The sequence below is a fragment of the Streptomyces sp. NPDC088766 genome, assembly GCF_044750845.1.
Taxonomy (GTDB): domain Bacteria; phylum Actinomycetota; class Actinomycetes; order Streptomycetales; family Streptomycetaceae; genus Streptomyces.
This window is the reverse complement of record NZ_JBIVKQ010000003.1, coordinates 385916-402979: the sequence shown is the minus strand read 5'-3', so window position 1 is coordinate 402979 and position 17064 is coordinate 385916. Positions and strand designations below refer to the sequence as shown.

The window sequence follows — 17064 nt, the reverse complement described above, 5'->3', positions numbered from 1 at the left end:
CCTGAGCGCGGCCCCGCCCGGCGGCCCGGCCGGCGTGGAACTTCGCCGCCGCGGCGGCCGTTGGCAGGATGACGCGTGCGAGCCGCGCGTCGGACCGGAACGACAGGGCTGAAGCCGAGGGTGGCACGCGTGGCGATGTGGGATCGGATCAAGGACCAGGCCAAGGGGCTCCAGCAGGCACAGGGGGCGCGGGGCACCGGCGGCCACGGGCGGCCGGGGGCCGCGGGCCCGGGCGGTTCGCGCGCCCAGCTGGTGAGCACGCTCAAGTCCCAGCTCACCTCTCTCAAGACCGAGTTGAAGAGCGGCGCCTACCGCGACGCCAGCATGGCGATGTGCGCCCTGGTCGCCGCCGCCGACGGGCACGTCGACCCGGCCGAGCGGCAGCACGTGGAGTCGCTCATCCTGCACAACGACGTCCTGCAGAACTTCCCGCCCGAGCAGCTGCGCCAGCGCTTCAACAAGCACGTCGACCGGCTGGCGTTCGACTTCCCCCAGGGCAAGGCCGAGGTCCTCCAGGAGATCGCCAAGGCCGCGAAGAAGCCGACGGAGGCCAGAGCCGTCGTCCAGACCGGGTTCGTCGTCGCGGGTGCGGACGGGTATGTCGCGCCGGCCGAGGAGCAGGTCCTGCGCGAGGCCTGCTCGGTCCTCGGTCTGTCGGCACAGGAGTTCGGCCTCTGAGTCCCTCCCCGCACCGGCGGCGGTCAGGCTTCGGGGATCAGCGGCAGTGCCGTCGTGACCTCGAAGCCGCCCTCCGGGCGGGGGCCCAGACGCAGTTCGCCGCCGATGGAGTGGGCGCGTTCGCGCATGCCCAGGACACCGAAGCCGCGGCCCGGCGCGGTCGCGGGCGGTGCCGTGGTGGCCGGGCCGTCGTCGCTGACCGTGATCACCAGCCGGGACCCTGAGTACACCAGCCGTACCCGCGCGCAGTGACTGCCCGCGTGCTTGGTGACGTTGGTGAGCGCCTCCTGCACGATGCGGAACGCGGTCAGGTCGGCCCCCGGCGACAGCGGCCGGGGCTCCCCCTCGGTGGTGACCGTGACGGTGAGCCCCGCGGACTCGCACGCCGCGACCAGCTCGGGCAGGCGGGCCAGGCCCGGGGCCGGTTCCAGCGGGCCGGCGGCCGGGTCGTCGTGTCGGCGCAGCAGTCCCAGCGTCGCCTTCAGCTCGCGCAGCGCGGAGGACGTGGTGCCGGTCAGGTCGGTGAGGATCCGCTTCGTCTGCTCCGGGCGGGTGAGCGCGAGGTGGGCGGCGGTGCCGGCCTGGGCGTTGGCCAGCGCCAGGTGGTGCGCGACGACGTCGTGCAGTTCCCGGGCGATGCGCATGCGCTCCTCCGTGACGCGCAGCCGGGCCTCCTCCTCCCGGGTGCGTTCGGCGTGCTCGGCGCGGGCCTGGACGGCCTGGAGGTAGGCGCGCCGCAGCCGGGTCATGGTGCCGGCGGCGATGGGCAGCATCAGCCAGAAGACCGGGCCGATCGTCCTGAGCAGCAGGGAGAGGCCGTCCATGCTGTCGGAGAAGACGGCCGCGGCCGTCACCGCCAGGGTCGTGCCGACGCCGAAGGCGCGGGTCGTCCCGGGATCGGTGAGCACGGCCAGCCAGTAGAGCGCCGCCATGATCGGGGCCAGCAGCAGCGGGGTGACCAGGTAGCCGAGCACGACCGCGACCACCGTGCAGACCGTGGTGACGACGACCGCGGTGCGCGGGTGGCTGCGGTACCGCAGCAGCGCGAGGCAGGAGATGCCCATCAGTGCGGTGCAGGTCCCGCTGCGGTCGGGCGGGGCGATGCCGGGCATGGTGAGGGAACTGCCGAGGCTCGCGCAGCCCATCAGCCCGAGGACCACCGCCGGGTCGATGAGGCGGGGGTGGCGGTCCGCGTACTTCCCTACGCGTGCCGAGTACTTCTCGACGCGGTCCGTGTAGCGCTCGAGACTGCTGCTCATCGGGGTTCGGCTCTCCGGTCGGCGGTGCGGGGTCCATCGTGACCTGCGCCGCCGTGGTGGGGCGACGGGACCGCCCGTGGCGTTCACCACGGACGGTCCCGGTCGGGCGGCGGGGAGTGGGGCAGGCTCAGGTGCGGGCCGGCTCCAGGCCGGCGGCGGCCGGCTCGTCGGCCGGGTCCCGGTCGCCGGGGGCGGGCCGCCGGGCGAGCGCCTCGCCCTCCACGTCGACGCGGGGCAGGATCCGGTCCAGCCACCCGGGCAGCCACCAGGCCCTGGCGCCGAGCAGGGCGAGCACGGCGGGCACGATCGCCATCCGGACGACGAAGGCGTCGAAGAGGACGGCCCCGGCCAGCCCGAACCCGATCATCTTGATCATGGAGTCGTGCTCGCCGATGAACCCTGCGAAGACCGCGATCATGATCAGCGCGGCGGCCACGACCACCCGCGCGCTGTGCCGGAAGCCGGAGGTGACCGCCTGGCCGGGCCGCTCGCCGTGGACGTACGCCTCGCGCATGCGGGAGACGAGGAAGACCTCGTAGTCCATGGCGAGGCCGAACACGATGCCCACCAGGAAGATCGGCATCAGGCTCATGATCGGGCCGGTCTGTTCCACACCGAGGATCCCGGCGCCGTGGCCCTGCTGGAAGACCACGACGACCGCGCCGAGGGAGGCCAGCACCGACAGCAGGAACCCGAGGGCCGCCTTGAGCGGGACGAGCAGGGACCGGAAGACCAGCATCAGCAGCACGACCGCCAGGCCGACCACGACGATCAGGTAGGGGACCAGCGCGGCCTGGACCTTGTCGGCGATGTCGATGTTCAGCGCGGTGCTGCCGGTGACCTCGAAGGTCGCGCCGGTCTCGGCCTCGACGCCGGGGCGCTCGCCCCGGATGGTCTTCACCAGGTCCTTGGTGCGCTCGTCGGTCGGCGCGGTGGACGGCACGACCGAGAAGACGGCGGTGTCACCGGCCTCGTTGAAGCGGGCCGGGGAGACCGAGACGACTCCCTCGGTGCCGCCGACGCGGTCGGCGACGGCCTGGGCGGCCGCCTTCGGGTCGTCGTCGCCCCGCGCGTCGACGACGATGGTCAGGGGCCCGTTGAAGCCGGGTCCGAAGCCGTCGGCGAGCGCGTCGTAGGCCCGGCGCTCGGTGGTGGAGGTGGGCTTCGCCTCGTCGCCGGGCATGCCCAGTTGCAGGTCGGCCACGGGCAGCGCGAGCGCGCCCAGGCCCACCACGCCGAGCAGCAGCACGGGCAGCGGGCGGCGCAGCACGAACCGGGCCCAGCGGGTGCCGCCGTTGTCACCGGTGCCGCCCTCGACCCGGCCGCTCCTGCGGGCCCTGCGCGCCAGCACGGCGTTCGGCCAGAACCCGAGGAACGCCGGCACCAGCGTCAGCGCGATCAGTACGGCGAGGACGACCGCGCCCGCCGCGGCGAGGCCCATCTTGGTGAGCATCGGGATGCCGACGACGGCGAGTCCGGCCAGGGCGATGACGACGGTGAGACCCGCGAAGACGACCGCCGACCCGGCGGTGCCGACCGCGAGACCGGTCGCCTCCTCGGGTGTCCGGCCGTGGGCCCGTTCCTCGCGGTAGCGGGAGACGACGAACAGGGCGTAGTCGATGCCGACCGCCAGGCCGAGCATCATCGCCAGGGTGCCGGTCGTCGTGGACAGGCCGAGGGCGTCGGAGAGGGCCGTGATCGTGGCCATGCTCACGCCGACGCCGATGATCGCGGTCAGCAGGGGCAGTCCGGCCGCGGCGAGCGAACCGAAGGTGACGAGCAGGACGACCGCGGCGATCGAGATGCCGATGATCTCGGCGACGCCGCCCGGCCCGGCGCCGTTCTCCAGGGCGTTCCCGCCGGCCTCGACGGTCAGGCCGGCGTCCCGGGCGTCCGCGAGGGCCCGGTCCAGGCGGGCCCTGCTGTCGTCGGTGAGTTCGTTCGCCGCGACCTTGTAGGTGACGGTCGTGTACGCCGTCGAGCCGTCCTCGCTGACCGCCCGCGCCCGGAACGGGTCGGCGGCGCTCGCGACCTGCGGTCCGTCGGCCAGCTCGGCCACCGCGTCCTCGACGGCCCGCCTGCTGTCGGCCGCGGTCACCTGCCGGCCGTCCGGCGCGACGAAGACGACCCGCGCGGTGGCGCCGTCGGCGGAGGCCCCGGGGAAGCGCTGGTCCAGCAGGTCGAACGCCTTCTGGGACTCGATGCCCGGCATCGAGAACTGCTCGTCGGCGGCTCCGGGGGCCTTGAGGGCGCCCAGCCCGACGGCGGCCAGGACCGCCGCCCAGACCAGGGCGACGTACCAGCGCCGCCGGAAGGCCAGGCGGCCCACGCGATAGAGGAAAGTAGCCACGACAGGGGGTCTCCGCATCTGGTGCCGACTGTCCGCCCAGACTCGCCGCACCACCCCCGGCCTGTCGTCGTCCGCCTGCCGACAATCCCTCCTACTGAGAACGCAGTACGGCGGGCCCTCCGGGATCCACCGGCAGGACTACGGAACGGCCCGCGCATCGGACTCGTGTTCCCACCGATGTGTCCTTCGTCGCATTCGGAGGGAATTCGGGGGTGCGGGGGTTTCACGCGCGGTGGCGCCCGTATCGATCGTCGTAGGAGGTCACGGGGGTGCTCCCGGCACCTCCGGACGGAAGACGAGGGCGCCGGTGGAGCAATATCTGTGGTCACCAGGTGAGAAATTGGCGCAGCGCCCGGTGAATATTCCCGCACCCCGCTCACCAGGCGAAATCGTGCCACGCACTCGGCCGAACGCACCGTGCTACTGTCGTCGTCAGTTGCAGTTGTGGTTGCCAGAAGGTTTTTCCATCGGGGTGATCATCACGGCGACCGGAGGCACACAGGGTGACTCCGAACCGTCCCGAAGGAGAACAAAATGGCCAGCGGCACCGTGAAGTGGTTCAACTCTGAAAAGGGCTTCGGCTTCATCGAGCAGGACGGCGGCGGTCCCGACGTCTTCGCTCACTACTCGAACATCGCGACCCAGGGCTTCCGTGAGCTCCAGGAAGGCCAGAAGGTGTCGTTCGACATCGCTCAGGGCCAGAAGGGCCCGACGGCGGAGAACATCGTTCCCGCCTGACCCTGCCTGACGCGTGACGCAGCCGGGGCCCGCACCGTGGGGTGCGGGCCCCGGCTCGCCGCTTTTCCGGGTGCCGCGCGGGATTACCTGATTTCCCGCAGGACGGTGACGCGTTTCCCGTCCACCTGTTTCGGCCCCACCCACTCCGGCTCGTTCTCGCAATTCTCCGCGCCTTTCACGTGCTCCGGGAATTCCTTGATACGCGCCGCATCAAGGAAGGTTCCCCCGCATGAACCGTGCACGTTCCGGCGCCCGCTCCTACGGCCGCTCCGCAGGCGCCCCGCAGCGCTCCTCCGGCAACCGCTCCTCCGGGCCCCGTCGTTCGCAGGGCGGCGCCGGCCGCCGGCCGATGGCGCAGCAGGGCGAGTTCGCGCTGCCGGAGACAGTGACGCCCCCGCTGCCCGCCGTCGAGTCGTTCGGCGACCTGGGTCTGCCCGCGCCGCTGGCGACCGCGCTGACCAACGAGGGCATGACCGTCCCGTTCCCCATCCAGGGCGCCACCCTGCCGAACTCCCTGGCCGGCCGTGACGTCCTCGGCCGCGGCCGCACCGGCTCCGGCAAGACCCTCGCGTTCGGCCTCGCGGTGCTGGCCCGTACGGCGGGCCTGCGGGCCGAGCCGCGTCAGCCGCTCGCCCTCGTCCTCGTGCCGACCCGCGAGCTGGCCCAGCAGGTCACCGACGCGCTCACGCCGTACGCCCGCGCCGTGCGGCTGCGGCTGGCCACCGTCGTCGGCGGCATGTCGATCGGCCGCCAGGCGAGCGCTCTGCGGGGCGGCGCCGAGGTCGTCGTCGCCACGCCGGGACGGCTGAAGGACCTCATCGACCGGGGCGACTGCCGCCTCGACGAGGTCCGCATCACCGTCCTCGACGAGGCCGACCAGATGGCCGACATGGGCTTCATGCCGCAGGTCACGGCGCTGCTCGACCAGGTGAAGCCCGACGGCCAGCGGATGCTGTTCTCGGCCACCCTGGACCGCAACGTCGACCGGCTGGTCCGCCGCTACCTCTCCGACCCGGTCGTCCACTCCGTCGACCCGTCGGCCGGCGCGGTCACCACGATGGAGCACCACGTCCTGCACGTCCACGACACGGACAAGCAGCGCACGACCACCGAGATCGCGGCCCGCGACGGCCGCGTGATCATGTTCCTGGACACCAAGCACGCGGTGGACCGGCTGACCAAGCACCTGCTGAACAACGGTGTGCGCGCCGCCGCCCTGCACGGCGGCAAGTCACAGCCGCAGCGCACCCGGACGCTGGACCAGTTCAAGACGGGCCACGTGACCGTGCTCGTCGCGACGAACGTGGCCGCGCGCGGCATCCACGTCGACAGCCTGGACCTGGTCGTCAACGTGGATCCGCCGACCGACCCCAAGGACTACCTGCACCGCGGCGGCCGTACCGCCCGTGCGGGCGAGTCCGGCAGTGTCGTCACCCTCGTGACCCCGGACCAGCGGCGCGCCATGAGCCGGCTGACGGCCGCGGCCGGTGTCACCGCGCAGGTCACCGCGGTCCGCTCGGGCGAGGAGGAGCTGAGCCGTATCACCGGTGCTCAGGCCCCGTCCGGCGTCCCCGTCGTGATCACCGCACCGGTCGTGGAGCGCCCCCGGCGCTCCGCCTCCTCGGGCGGCTCGTCCTCCCGCGGCCGTCGCGGCCGCGGTGGCGGCGGTGGCGGCGAGCGCGGCGGCGACCGGGGCGCACGCGGCGGCGAGCGCGGCGGCGAGCGGGGCCGGTCCTCCGGCGACGCGTCGTCCTCGCGCGGCCGGTCCCAGCGCCGGTCCGCCTTCGGTTCGGCGGCCTGACCAGAGGGAAACACCACGCCCCAGGGCGTGCGGGAACGGCCGGTGAACCGCCTCCCACCTGCACGGAAGGGCCTCGTCGGCAGTTGCCGGCGGGGCCCTTGCGCATGCCCGGCCGGGGGCGGTCCGGCACGGGGGACGGCAGAGCGGGGTACCCGTAACGGCGGACCGGCACGGCGGCGGGACCCGTGGACGGTGTTGAATCTCCTCAGGGGCCCGGGTGCCGGACAGCGGCAGGGCCCTTCTACGCGGCGATCAACGAGGTGACATGACAGCAGACAACCCGCTCAGCGGTCGTCTGGACGACGACGACTACCCGGCGTACTCGATGGGCCGGGCGGCCGAGATGCTCGGCACCACCCCCGGCTTCCTCCGGGCCATCGGGGAGGCCCGCCTGATCAGTCCGCTCCGCTCGGAGGGCGGGCACCGCCGGTACTCGCGCTACCAGCTGCGCATCGCCGCCCGCGCCCGCGAGCTGGTCGACAAGGGCACCCCGATCGAGGCCGCGTGCCGCATCGTCATCCTGGAGGACCAGCTCGAGGAGGCCAGGCGGATCAACGACGAGTACCGTCGGGCCGCGAGCGAGGCGCAGGATTCCCCTCCGCACGCACGTTCCCGCTCGAATTCGCCTTCGGGTTCCGGTTCGGGACGGGGTTCCGGCTGACCGGTGCGAGCACGGCGGAGACCACCGCACCGGAGGAGGCCATGACGTCCGCCACGAAACGCCGGCGTCCGAGGCCGAGCCGGCGCAGTCCCGGACCGTGGTCGACGGCGACGACCAGCGACGCCGCGAGCAGGAGCACCCGCCACGACGTCAGCACGGGGTGCCGGACCGGCCGGGGCAGCTCCGCGAGACAGGCGTGCAGCCGCTCGCAGTGGAAGGGCACGTGGCGCTGTTCGTCGGCGAGGATCCGGCCGGCGACGTCCGCGGTGAGCGGGTCGTCGGTGCCGTCGCGCAGGGCGCGGTAGTACCGCAGTGCCACCACCTCCGCGATCATCAGCACGAGCAGTTCCAGGCGCAGGCCCATGAGCCGCCGCAGCCGTACGAAGACGGTGTCGGTCCAGTGGCCGGCCAGGGTCGGCCTGCCGCCCGCGGCCAGCAGCCGGGCGAGGAGGCGGGCGTGGTCGCGCTCCTCGGCGACGAACAGCCGGACCGCCCGCGCGTAGTCGGGGTCACCGGCCCGGTCGGCCTTGGCGACGAGGTTGGCGCCGTCGCCGTCCTCACCGACCTGGAAGCGCTGGATGCCGGACCACACCGCCGGGTGCAGTGCCGCGCCCCGCGCCCAGTCCGGGTCGCCCCGGGCGTCACGGCGCTCGCGCTCGTCCTCGAAGTGCCGCGTCCACGGCGCGAAGCCGTCGCGGCCGGACCCGGTCACCGGGCCCCCGCGGGCCAAAGGGCCTCGGGACCGCCGCGGCCGCCCGCGTCGGCCCGCCGGTTCGACGGGAGTCGCGGTTCCCCACCCTGTTCCATGGGATCAACCTAACGGCCCCACTCGCACAGATGTGCTGGTTTCGCGGGTGGTCGGCGCGGCGGCCGCTCAGCGGTGCCGGTCGGCCGCAACCCGCCGTTTCGGCCGCGGCGATGACGATGCGTCAGCCGTGGGCGCCGGCCGGCCGGGAGCGGGGCCGGTGGGCGCCCTCCTCGCGGACGGCGGACAATGGGGGCATGAGCATCGTCAAGATCAATGTGCTGACCGTTCCGGAGGAGCAGCGCGAGACGCTGGAGAAGCGGTTCGCCGCGCGGGCGGGCGCGGTCGAGAACTCGGACGGGTTCGAGTGGTTCGAGCTGCTGCGCCCGGTGGAGGGCACCGACACCTACCTCGTCTACACGCGCTGGCGCAGCGAGGAGGACTTCCGGAACTGGATGTCCGGGCGGGCCCAGGCGGCGCACGGCGGCGGCTCCGGCGAGGGCGGTGCCGAGGGCGGTGCCGAGGGCGGTGCCGAGGGCGCAGAACGGCCGAAACCGGCCGCCTCGGGTGCCACGCTGTGGTCCTTCGAGGTGGTCCAGCAGGCCTCCCCCGGGCAGAGCGGACCCGCCACCGAGTAGGCTCCACACTCATGGCGCACGCTGATGACCTGCTCGTCGACATCGCCGCAAGGGTGGAGTCGGAGCACAACAGTCGGATGTCCCTCACCGTGGTGATCCCCGGGGCCGTGATCACGGGCCGGCTCGCACCGGAGACCCTGTGGAAGCAGCGGGTGGCGGAGGTGCTCGAGGCCTCCGATCAACTCGGGGCCTTCTCCTCGGTGTTCACCCGCGCGGACGGCACCGGCACACCTCCCGAACCACGGGCCGGACGGCCCACCCACCTGCACTTCCACGTGGCACGCATCCTCCAGGGCAACGTCGGCATCCCCGACACGGGCGGCATGTACCGCGTCGCCCTGGAGGACGTGAGCGCGTGGACGATCGGAGACCTCAGGTACGCGGACCAGTGACGGAGCACTGAGGGGCGGCAGGCCGGGTGGGCCGGACACTTCCCGGCCCCGCCCTGCTGCGGCCCCCGCCCTGCTGCGGCTCGCGGCGCGGATGCCGGAGCGGCGGCCGCGGGGCGCGCGGGCCGCGGACGTCAGGTGCGCGGACATCGCCATGGGCGGTGATGCCGGGCCCGCACCGGATGCCGGACGCTGCCGGGAGGGCGGAGCGCGACCCGACGGCCGGGATCGGACGCACGTTCCCAACTGGTGCGCGGGTGCGTGCCGGTGCGGAGGAGAGCACCGGGAAGGTGGCCGAAACGTCACGGTTCACGTACGGCGCGTGGTGACGACCTCACGCCCCGGTCACATTTCGTTCAACCCCTGGTAGCCGGGCGGTCGGCGAGCGACCATGAGGCCATGACTCTGGCCGAGCGCGCCATGGCGCGACTGGAAGTCTGGCCCGACCTCAGTACGGGACAGGCCAGTTGTGGCGCAGGACGGGCCTTGCGCTCCGTCCACAGCGAGATACTCCACTTCCACTCCGACCGGGACGTGGACCTGCATCTGACCGTCCCGGCCATCCGGCGGATCCACTCCGACCTCATGGGGTCGACGGCGGTGCGGGTGGTGCCCGGTTCCCGCTGGGTCACCGTCCACCTCGACTGCGACACCGACGTCGACCTGTTGATGAGCCTGGTCAGTGTCGCCCTCAAGGCCCACCTCTCGCAGGGCCCGGTCGCCGCCCCGGCGCCGTCCCCCTTCACCTGCAACCTGCACCGGGTCACGCTGGTGCCGCGCGACGATCCGGACGACCGCTGAGGCGGGGCCGTGCCGGGCCGATGTCCGGCCGGCACCACCGGGGTTCAGGCGGTGCGCTCCGAGGCCGGTCCGCTCTGGCGGCGTACGGCGTCGGCGACGGCGTCACGGACCTCGGCCCGGGACGCCGTACGAGCGGGCCCCTCGGCGGTGCGGGAGAACAGCGGTTCGTCCCGGACCCGGTTGGCCATCGCCGCGAGGTGGATGCCCTGCCGGATGATCTCCGCCTCGCTCACACCCCGCCGCGCGGCCGCTTCCCTGATGATCGCCAGGTCCTCGGGGTCGGCGTAGACGTCGATGCGTTTCAGCGACATGCACCCAGCGTAGTCAGTCCCGTCGCCATGTCGTTCTCGTCCCACCGGACTTCCAGCACAGCGGTGACCGCGTCACGGTCGAGGGGACCGAAGACGTGGGGGAACCGGGTGGAGTCGGGGACACCCGGTGGTGGGGCCGGGGCCGCCGCCTCCCACGCGCAGCGGGCGGTCAGGCGGTCCTCGTCGACGAGGAGCGCCAGGAGCGGTCTGGGGGCCGTGCGGTAGAAGGCGTTGGCGACGGCCAGCGTCGTCGCCTCGTCGGGCGAACAGTGCACGAAGCCCTCCTCGCCGAGGGAGGCGGGCGCGTACGGACGGTCGGGGCGGGCGTCCCACTCCGTCTTCGGGACCAGGTGGTAGATCATCGTCCGGTTATATCCCGGTGCGGGGTTCGTCCGGCGGCGTACGCCACGGGCAAGGCGCTGCCGCCCGTGCCGCAGCCCTCGGACAAGGGCCCCGGACTGCTCCAGCAGGCGATCGACGTCCTGGCCGAGCCGCGCCGCCGGGACTCCCGCCCGCTGCTCTCCGCATCCGGCATCGCCCACCCGGCGGCGGGCGTCGCGGCCTGACCGGAGAGGGAGGCGCCCTCCAGGGCCGTACGCGATGCCCTGACCGCCGGCCTCCCGCCCGGGGAACTGCGTCGGACGGCGGGCTTCCCGGCCCGCCGTCTCGCCCGTCGGCGGCCGGCCCCGTTGCCGTTGCGCGCTCCGCCTCCGCCACCGCCCGCCGTGCGCCCCATGACGCACTGCGACTGCTGCGGCAAAGGCCTGCGCAGCCCCGAACCGGTCGCGTACTGCCGCGACTGCCGGACCCTGCTGCGGACGGTGACGTGGGGCCGCGGGACCCCGGCCCGCCCCGCGTCCGTCACGTGGCCGCCAGGAGGATGGCCGTGTAGTGCGCGGTGAAGGCGGCGATGGTCAGGGCGTGGAAGACCTCGTGGAAGCCGAACCAGGCCGGTGACGGGTCGGGGCGCTTGAGTCCGTAGACGACGGCGCCCGCGGTGTACAGCAGGCCGCCCGCGACGACGAGGACGACGACCGCGGTGCCGCCGGTGCGCGCGAAGTCCGGCAGGTAGAAGACGGCCACCCAGCCCAGCACGATGTAGCACGGCGTGTACAGCCATCGGGGCGCCCCGATCCACAGGGTGCGGAAGGCGATGCCGGCCAGGGCGCCCGCCCACACCGCGGCCAGCAGCACCCGCTGCCGGTCCGCGTCGAGCAGCAGTACCGCCAGCGGCGTGTAGGTGCCGGCGATGATCAGGAAGATGTTCGCGTGGTCGAGCCGCCGCAGGACCGCCTCCCCGCGCGGGCCCCACGTCCCGCGGTGGTAGACGGCGCTGGTGCCGAAGAGCAGGCAGGCCGACAGCACGTACACCGAGCAGGCCGCCACCGCCGCCGCCGAGCGCGAGACGGCGACCAGCACGATGCCGCCGGCCAGGGCGAGGGGGAACACGCCGGCGTGCAGCCAGCCGCGCATCCTGGGCTTCAGTGCGGCCGCCGCGCGCTCGGCGCCGTCCTCCAGGGCCGCGGCCGCGGTCAGCCGGCCGGATGTACCGGCAGGCGCGTCGACCGCGGGGCCGGGGAGGTGGTGGGGCGTGGTGCCGGGGTGGGGCCGGGGTTCCCGTTCGCGGGCCGGCGGCTGAGGATCTTCGGCGATCATGCGCTCGTCTTCTGAAGTCGGCGGAAAGGCGCGGTCCCGCGCGTCGCCGCGGGGTGCGGGTCGGCCGCTGTCACTCGCACCTCTCCCTGGAACACGTCGAGGGCCCTGGCGCCGTACGACGCCAGGGCCCGAAGGAACTGCTACACCATCTGCCGGCCTTCGTACTGCACCGGCCCTCTGTTTCCGCACACCCGACCTGAACGCTGTCGGGGGTGCCGGGATCGCGGTTGCTCGACCGGAGACCACCTCACTATCGATGTCCTGCGGTACCCGGGTTCAAGGCACTCGCCCGGGCGATCCTGATGGCGCTCGGCTCCTCCGTTCTTCCCTCGGTGATCAACTGCTTGCCAAACGGGGGACTGCGTACTGCTCGTACTGCCATTACTGCTGGTACTGCGTACTTCACCTGCGGGTACTGCCACCGCGTCAACCGCGGTCCTGCGTGCGGTGGCCCCTGATCACTGCGGCCACCCGGTCCGGTCGTCAGTCCCGTCACCGTCCTGCGACAACCCTGGCTTCGAAACTCCACCACCGGACCGTCCTGCGCACTGCAACTGCGGTACTGCTGCCCGGCAGTTCGTGTCTGCCGGGCCCTTGGGTCCTTCTGGCTACGAGAGAAACCATAGCCACGCCACGACCCAATGTCTACTCCGACGACGATAGATTTTTGCGGTTCCGTCGGCGAGGTAATCGGCTTCGCACAGTGCCGGGACGGTGGTCTCACCCGCTCGGCGGACCGGACACCCGGACGGGGCGGGGGCGTCCCACCCGGCCGTTCCGGTCTCCGCGGCAGCCCCGGCGACGCTCCGGCGCAAGGGAGGTGAACGGTCGCCGCACGGCCCGTCCGCAGTGCCCGCGCCTCCCTGCGCCGACGCGCGTGCGCGGACGGCGGACGGCGGGGCGGCAGGACGGCTCACCCGAGCGGGCGCCCTGCCCCGCGCGTGGCGACCGCGGCGAACCCGCTGCTCGGGCTCCAGCGGACGGCGGGCACCGCGACGAGACGATCGCCGGCATCGCCGCCGGGCCGGCCGGCCGGCCCGAGACCTTCCGCGGGCAGGGCCGCGCCTTCGCCGTCACCGGGCCGAACGGCCGGGACCGCTACGACGTCACCGTCACCCCGACCCCGGCCGACGACGACCGGCCCGGCATCTTCCGGGCCTGCCGGGCCGGGGTCCTAGGCCTCCCCCCGCAGCGCTTCCCCCAGGTCGGTCCGGTGGCGTATGCCGAGTTTGCGGTAGGTGCTGGTCAGGTGGGTCTCCACGGTGCGGCGGGCCACGTGGAGGAGGTCGGCTATCTCGGTGTTGCTGCGGCCGGTGGCGGCCAGTTCGGCGATGCGGCGTTCGCTGCCGGTGAGGGAGGCGGAGCCGGTGTGCGCGGTGGTGGTGCGGCGGGCGCCGCCCGCGCGCAGGGCCTCCTCGGCCCGGGAGCGCAGGCGTACGGCGCCCAGGCGTTCGGCGCGTTCGGCGGCCTCGCGGAGGCTTTCGCGGGCGCGGGACCGGTCGCCGGTGGCGGACAGCAGGCGGCCCCGGGTGAGGAGGGCGGCGATCAGTTCGGCGTCGGCCGGGGAGTCGCGCAGCAGGGCCACCGCCTCCTCTGCCAGGTCCAGGCCGCGTCGGCCGCCGGTGGCGCGGGCGAGGACGCGCAGGGCCCGGCCGACCGTGCGGGGGGTGTCCCACACGCGGGCCAGCCGCAGTTCCTCCTCGGCCAGGGCGAGCGCCTCGCGGCGGCCGCCGAGGGCCAGTCGGCACTGGGCCGCCGCCGTCCGCCAGGGGGTGACCACGGGGCTGAGCACGGTGCGGGCCGACTGGCGGCGGCCGCACTCCAGGAAGTCGTGCAGGGCGCCGGCGGTGTCTCCCTCGCACAGGCGCAGGGTGCCGCGTGCGTACAGGAAGCGGTTCAGCTCCCAGGAGTCGGGGGCGTCGCGCAGGTCGAAGCGGGCCGCGAGCTGCCGTGCCTGCGTCGTGCGGCCGGTCTCGACGAGGGCCAGGAGGGCGTGCGCGTCGGTGTTGGTGGGGCCGCCGGCCGGGGCGGGGGCGCCGGCCGGGGCGGGCGTGCCGGCGTCCCCGAGCAGGCGGGCGTACTCGCCGCGGGCCGCGGTGATGTCCAGGCGGACGTTGTGCAGGGCCCGTTGCATGGGGTGCAGGAGGGAGGGGCGCTGGCCGGCCAGGCCGCGTTCCACCAGGCGTTCCGCCTCGTCGAGTTCGTCGGCCCACTGGGCCACGGCCGCCGTGGTGCCCAGCAGGAAGGGCTCGGCGAACGGTTCCGCCGGTTCGGTCAGCAGGTCCCGCAGCCGGTCCATCGCCGCCCGCGCCGAACTCGTCCCGGCGGTCGCCGCGTACCGCACGAGCAGGGCCTGGCCGGTGGCGCCGACCAGTTCCGGTGAGCGCTGCGCGGTGTCGGTGAGCCGGCGGTAGGCCTCGCGGCGGACCGTCTGGTCCTGGTCGGACAGCAGCGCGGACGCGGCCCGCACGGTGCGGAGCAGGTCGGGGTGGCCGGTCAGCCGGTCCTCCAGTGCGCGCAGCACCTCCACCGCCGCCCGGACCTCGCCGCGGCCCGCGAGGGCGGTGCCCAGCGCGAGGGCGGTGCGGACCCGGTCGCGGGGTTCGGCCGGGAGGTCGAGGGCCTCGGTGAGCCGGGGGATGCCGGCGGGGGCGTCGGCGGCGGCGTACTCCAGGGAGCCGAGTTCGGTCAGGAGCCGCCCGCGCAGGTCGGCGGGGAGGGGTTCGGCGAGGGCCCGGCGGAGGTAGCCGACCGCGTCGTGGGGGCGGCCCTCGCGGACGGCGGCGGCGACGGCCTCCCGCAGCACCCGCAGCACCCAGGGCGGTCCGGCGGTCCCGCTGCCCAGCAACTGGCGGGCGACGCCGTCGACCCGGTCCCCGCGCCGCAGCATGGCCTCGGCGACCGCGAGGTGTGCGGCCCGGCGGCGGGCGGCCGGCCAGCCGCCGAGCACGGCGTCCCGCAGCAGGGGGTGCGCGTAGCGGGGCCGGCCCCGCGCGTCCGCCCGCAGCAGCCCGAGCCGGGTCATCGCGGTGAGCCAGCCGGTCACCCGGGCGGGGTCCGCGCCGGTGGCGTCGGCGAGGAGGGCGGCCGTGGTGGCGAGGGAGACCGCGGCGACCGTGCGGTGCGAGTTCCCGCAGTGGGCCCGTTCCGTCTGTTCCAGGATCGCCAGGGCGCGGGCGGTCTCCGCCGTCGCCGGGCCCGCGGTCTCCAGCCACCAGGAGACGGCGGCCGGGTAGGAGCCGGGGTACAGGGCGGCGCAGGTCCGCGGCACGGGCGCCGGCGGCGGGGTGTCGTGCAGGTCGTCCAGGAGGGCGTGCAGGAGCAGCGGGTTGCCCGCGCCGGCCCGGACGCAGTCGGCGGTCCAGTCGTCGGGCGCCGCGGGGAAGGCGGTCCGCACGAGGCCGGCGGCGGCGTCGTCGGTGAGTGGGGCGAGGGTGTGGGTGCGGACCAGGGACGGCGAGAGGGCGTGGGTGAGTCCCGCGGGCCGCTGGTCGATGTCGTACTGGCTGCGTTCGGTGGCCACCACCAGTACCGGTAATCGGTCGAGACGGCGGGCCGCCTCCACGAGCCAGCGGCGGGAGGACTCGTCCGCGAGGTGGATGTCGTCGACCGCCACCAGCACCGGGGACCGTTCGGCGTGGGAGCGCAGCACCCGCCACAGCCGGGCGGCGCTGCCGCGGTCGTCGAGTCCGGGGGCGAGGTCGGCGAACTCCGCCACGGAGTCGAGGAGATGGAGGACGCAGGAGAAGGGGACGGCGGTTTCCTCGGGGGAGCAGCGGGCGCGCAGCACGCGCAGGCCGCGGCCGGCCGCGTGGGCGACGGCGGCCTCCAGCATGGCGGAGCGGCCGGTTCCGGTGGCTCCGCGCAGCAGGACGAACCGGCCGCCGCCCGCGCGGGCGCGCTCGGCCTCGGCCGCGAGCAGCGCGTGCGCCCGCTCGCGTTCCCGCAGCGGTCCGGTCATGCCTGCCTCCCGGGCTGGACGCGAAAACCCGTGCGCGGGTTGCGCCGGGGGCGTACGGTCGTTGTGGCGATGCTCACGGCCGGGCGCGGGAGGTTCCACTGCCCCCGCACCTCGCCTTCCACACCCCCTCTGACCTGCCGCGACGCCCACGCACGGCATTTCTCGTGGTGGCCGGCGCGCTGGTCTCGTGGTGCACCTCGTGGTGCTCCACGATTGCGCCCGCCCCAGCCGTCACAGAAGTGTGGGACACGTCCTCCCGCCACCGGTCCGCACCGGATGGCGGGCTCGTGAACAGGGGGGAAACGGTTGCTCAGCGCACCCCGGACACCAGACACCGCCACCGTCGCCATCAGCGCCCACCTCGGTGCCCGTACCGGCGCCGGCCTGCACGGCGGCCCGCGCCGTACGCCGGTCTCCGTGCAGGCCTGCGACCCCATCTCCCGTGAGGGGGCCGTCAGCCAGCTCCGGACCCGCCCGGAGGTCGAGATCCGGCCGGAGTCCGGCGTCGGCACGGTGACGCTGCTGATCGAGGACACCCTCGACGAGGCCGCGCTGGCCCGGCTGCGCCGGGTCGTGCGCAGCGAGGGCGGGCGGGCCGTGCTGGTCGTGGGTACGATCCGCGAGAACGAGCTGCTCGACGTCATCGAGTGCGGCGTCGGCGCGATCGTCTGGCGCCGCGAGGCCACCGCGAACCGGCTGGTGCAGGCGGTGACGGCCGCCGCGCGCGGCGACGGCGACCTGCCGGCCGATCTGCTCGGCCGGCTGATCAGCCAGGTGGGCAGCCTGCACCGAGGGGCGGCGAACCGGCCGGGCGCCCCCTCGCTGGGGCTCGCGCCCCGTGAGGTGGATGTCCTGCGGCTGGTCGCCGAGGGCCTGGACACCGGAGAGATCGCCAGCAAGCTGTCCTACTCCGAACGGACCGTCAAGAACGTCATGCACGGGCTGACCACACGACTGCACCTGCGCAACCGGGCGCACGCCGTGGCATATGCCCTGCGGGAAGGCTACATCTGACCGAACGGGCAATCGAAGGCGGACACGCGGGCAGCGCCCGCTGCCCGCCCTGCGACCCCGGT

At 74.2% G+C, this 17064-nt stretch carries 16 protein-coding genes; 9 read left to right on the top strand and 7 right to left on the bottom strand.

Annotation, left to right across the window (positions count from 1 at the left end; genetic code table 11):
- The first annotated feature begins 129 nt into the window (after positions 1-129).
- Complete coding sequence (locus ACIP5W_RS07120) at positions 130-678, top strand: tellurite resistance TerB family protein (protein ID WP_401467881.1); 549 nt, start codon at positions 130-132, stop codon at positions 676-678.
- Positions 679-701: 23 nt separating this feature from the next.
- Here ACIP5W_RS07120 and ACIP5W_RS07115 read toward each other — a convergent pair whose 3' ends face one another.
- Entirely contained in the window at positions 702-1937 is a 1236-nt protein-coding gene (locus ACIP5W_RS07115; RefSeq protein WP_401467878.1) for a sensor histidine kinase, read from the bottom strand.
- Positions 1938-2064: 127 nt separating this feature from the next.
- A complete protein-coding gene (locus ACIP5W_RS07110) occupies positions 2065-4287 on the bottom strand; it encodes an MMPL family transporter (protein WP_401467875.1) in 2223 nt (740 codons plus the stop codon).
- A 534-nt stretch (positions 4288-4821) separates the two neighbouring features.
- Between ACIP5W_RS07110 and ACIP5W_RS07105 the strand changes: the two genes are divergently transcribed.
- The 3 genes from ACIP5W_RS07105 (at position 4822) to ACIP5W_RS07095 (ending at position 7487) form a co-directional block, all read left to right on the top strand.
- A complete protein-coding gene (locus ACIP5W_RS07105; protein ID WP_363087555.1) occupies positions 4822-5025 on the top strand; it encodes a cold-shock protein in 204 nt (67 codons plus the stop codon).
- Positions 5026-5254: 229 nt separating this feature from the next.
- Positions 5255-6826: a DEAD/DEAH box helicase gene (locus tag ACIP5W_RS07100; RefSeq protein WP_401467871.1), complete on the top strand. Its 1572-nt coding sequence runs from the start codon at positions 5255-5257 to the stop codon at positions 6824-6826.
- Between the two features lie 265 nt (positions 6827-7091).
- The gene (locus ACIP5W_RS07095) at positions 7092-7487 is read left to right on the top strand and encodes a MerR family transcriptional regulator (RefSeq protein ID WP_401467868.1); all 396 of its coding nucleotides are present in this window, start codon (positions 7092-7094) and stop codon (positions 7485-7487) included.
- Here ACIP5W_RS07095 and ACIP5W_RS07090 read toward each other — a convergent pair.
- Positions 7378-8199, bottom strand: a complete 822-nt coding sequence (locus ACIP5W_RS07090; RefSeq protein ID WP_401467865.1) for a ferritin-like domain-containing protein — start codon at positions 8197-8199, stop codon at positions 7378-7380. The two genes, ACIP5W_RS07095 and ACIP5W_RS07090, sit on opposite strands and share 110 nt — an antisense overlap.
- A gap of 290 nt (positions 8200-8489) precedes the next feature.
- Between ACIP5W_RS07090 and ACIP5W_RS07085 the strand changes: the two genes are divergently transcribed.
- The 3 genes from ACIP5W_RS07085 (at position 8490) to ACIP5W_RS07075 (ending at position 10060) form a co-directional block, all read left to right on the top strand.
- Positions 8490-8870: an antibiotic biosynthesis monooxygenase family protein gene (locus tag ACIP5W_RS07085; protein ID WP_401467862.1), complete on the top strand. Its 381-nt coding sequence runs from the start codon at positions 8490-8492 to the stop codon at positions 8868-8870.
- 11 nt (positions 8871-8881) lie between these two features.
- Complete coding sequence (locus ACIP5W_RS07080) at positions 8882-9262, top strand: hypothetical protein (RefSeq protein ID WP_401467859.1); 381 nt, start codon at positions 8882-8884, stop codon at positions 9260-9262.
- A gap of 396 nt (positions 9263-9658) precedes the next feature.
- On the top strand, positions 9659-10060 hold the full coding sequence (locus tag ACIP5W_RS07075; RefSeq protein ID WP_401467856.1) for a luciferase family protein: 402 nt from the start codon (positions 9659-9661) through the stop codon (positions 10058-10060).
- Positions 10061-10104: 44 nt separating this feature from the next.
- Here the strand turns inward: ACIP5W_RS07075 and ACIP5W_RS07070 are convergent, their stop codons facing one another.
- Both ACIP5W_RS07070 and ACIP5W_RS07065 read right to left on the bottom strand, forming a co-directional pair.
- The gene (locus ACIP5W_RS07070) at positions 10105-10371 is read right to left on the bottom strand and encodes a CopG family transcriptional regulator (RefSeq protein ID WP_401467853.1); all 267 of its coding nucleotides are present in this window, start codon (positions 10369-10371) and stop codon (positions 10105-10107) included.
- A complete protein-coding gene (locus ACIP5W_RS07065; RefSeq protein ID WP_401467850.1) occupies positions 10362-10733 on the bottom strand; it encodes a DUF952 domain-containing protein in 372 nt (123 codons plus the stop codon). The genes ACIP5W_RS07070 and ACIP5W_RS07065 overlap by 10 nt, the downstream gene beginning before the upstream one ends.
- A gap of 66 nt (positions 10734-10799) precedes the next feature.
- Here ACIP5W_RS07065 and ACIP5W_RS07060 point away from each other — a divergent pair, with 66 nt between their 5' ends.
- Entirely contained in the window at positions 10800-10937 is a 138-nt protein-coding gene (locus tag ACIP5W_RS07060) for a hypothetical protein (protein ID WP_401467847.1), read from the top strand.
- Between the two features lie 295 nt (positions 10938-11232).
- Here the strand turns inward: ACIP5W_RS07060 and ACIP5W_RS07055 are convergent, their stop codons facing one another.
- Entirely contained in the window at positions 11233-12027 is a 795-nt protein-coding gene (locus ACIP5W_RS07055; RefSeq protein ID WP_401467844.1) for a hemolysin III family protein, read from the bottom strand.
- Positions 12028-13201: 1174 nt separating this feature from the next.
- Entirely contained in the window at positions 13202-15988 is a 2787-nt protein-coding gene (locus tag ACIP5W_RS07050) for an AAA family ATPase (RefSeq protein WP_401467841.1), read from the bottom strand.
- Between the two features lie 348 nt (positions 15989-16336).
- Here ACIP5W_RS07050 and ACIP5W_RS07045 point away from each other — a divergent pair, with 348 nt between their 5' ends.
- Positions 16337-17002, top strand: coding sequence for a LuxR C-terminal-related transcriptional regulator (locus ACIP5W_RS07045; RefSeq protein ID WP_401468026.1), 666 nt, complete (start codon positions 16337-16339; stop codon positions 17000-17002).
- The last annotated feature ends 62 nt before the right edge of the window (positions 17003-17064 follow it).

Coding starts and splice junctions, on each gene's coding strand:
- ACIP5W_RS07115 (WP_401467878.1), bottom strand. CDS start 1,937: ATGAGCAGCAGTCTCGAGCGCTACACGGACCGCGTCGAGAAGTACTCG.
- ACIP5W_RS07105 (WP_363087555.1), top strand. CDS start 4,822: ATGGCCAGCGGCACCGTGAAGTGGTTCAACTCTGAAAAGGGCTTCGGC.
- ACIP5W_RS07100 (WP_401467871.1), top strand. CDS start 5,255: ATGAACCGTGCACGTTCCGGCGCCCGCTCCTACGGCCGCTCCGCAGGC.
- ACIP5W_RS07095 (WP_401467868.1), top strand. CDS start 7,092: ATGACAGCAGACAACCCGCTCAGCGGTCGTCTGGACGACGACGACTAC.
- ACIP5W_RS07085 (WP_401467862.1), top strand. CDS start 8,490: ATGAGCATCGTCAAGATCAATGTGCTGACCGTTCCGGAGGAGCAGCGC.
- ACIP5W_RS07080 (WP_401467859.1), top strand. CDS start 8,882: ATGGCGCACGCTGATGACCTGCTCGTCGACATCGCCGCAAGGGTGGAG.
- ACIP5W_RS07075 (WP_401467856.1), top strand. CDS start 9,659: ATGACTCTGGCCGAGCGCGCCATGGCGCGACTGGAAGTCTGGCCCGAC.
- ACIP5W_RS07070 (WP_401467853.1), bottom strand. CDS start 10,371: ATGTCGCTGAAACGCATCGACGTCTACGCCGACCCCGAGGACCTGGCG.
- ACIP5W_RS07065 (WP_401467850.1), bottom strand. CDS start 10,733: ATGATCTACCACCTGGTCCCGAAGACGGAGTGGGACGCCCGCCCCGAC.
- ACIP5W_RS07055 (WP_401467844.1), bottom strand. CDS start 12,027: ATGATCGCCGAAGATCCTCAGCCGCCGGCCCGCGAACGGGAACCCCGG.
- ACIP5W_RS07050 (WP_401467841.1), bottom strand. CDS start 15,988: ATGACCGGACCGCTGCGGGAACGCGAGCGGGCGCACGCGCTGCTCGCG.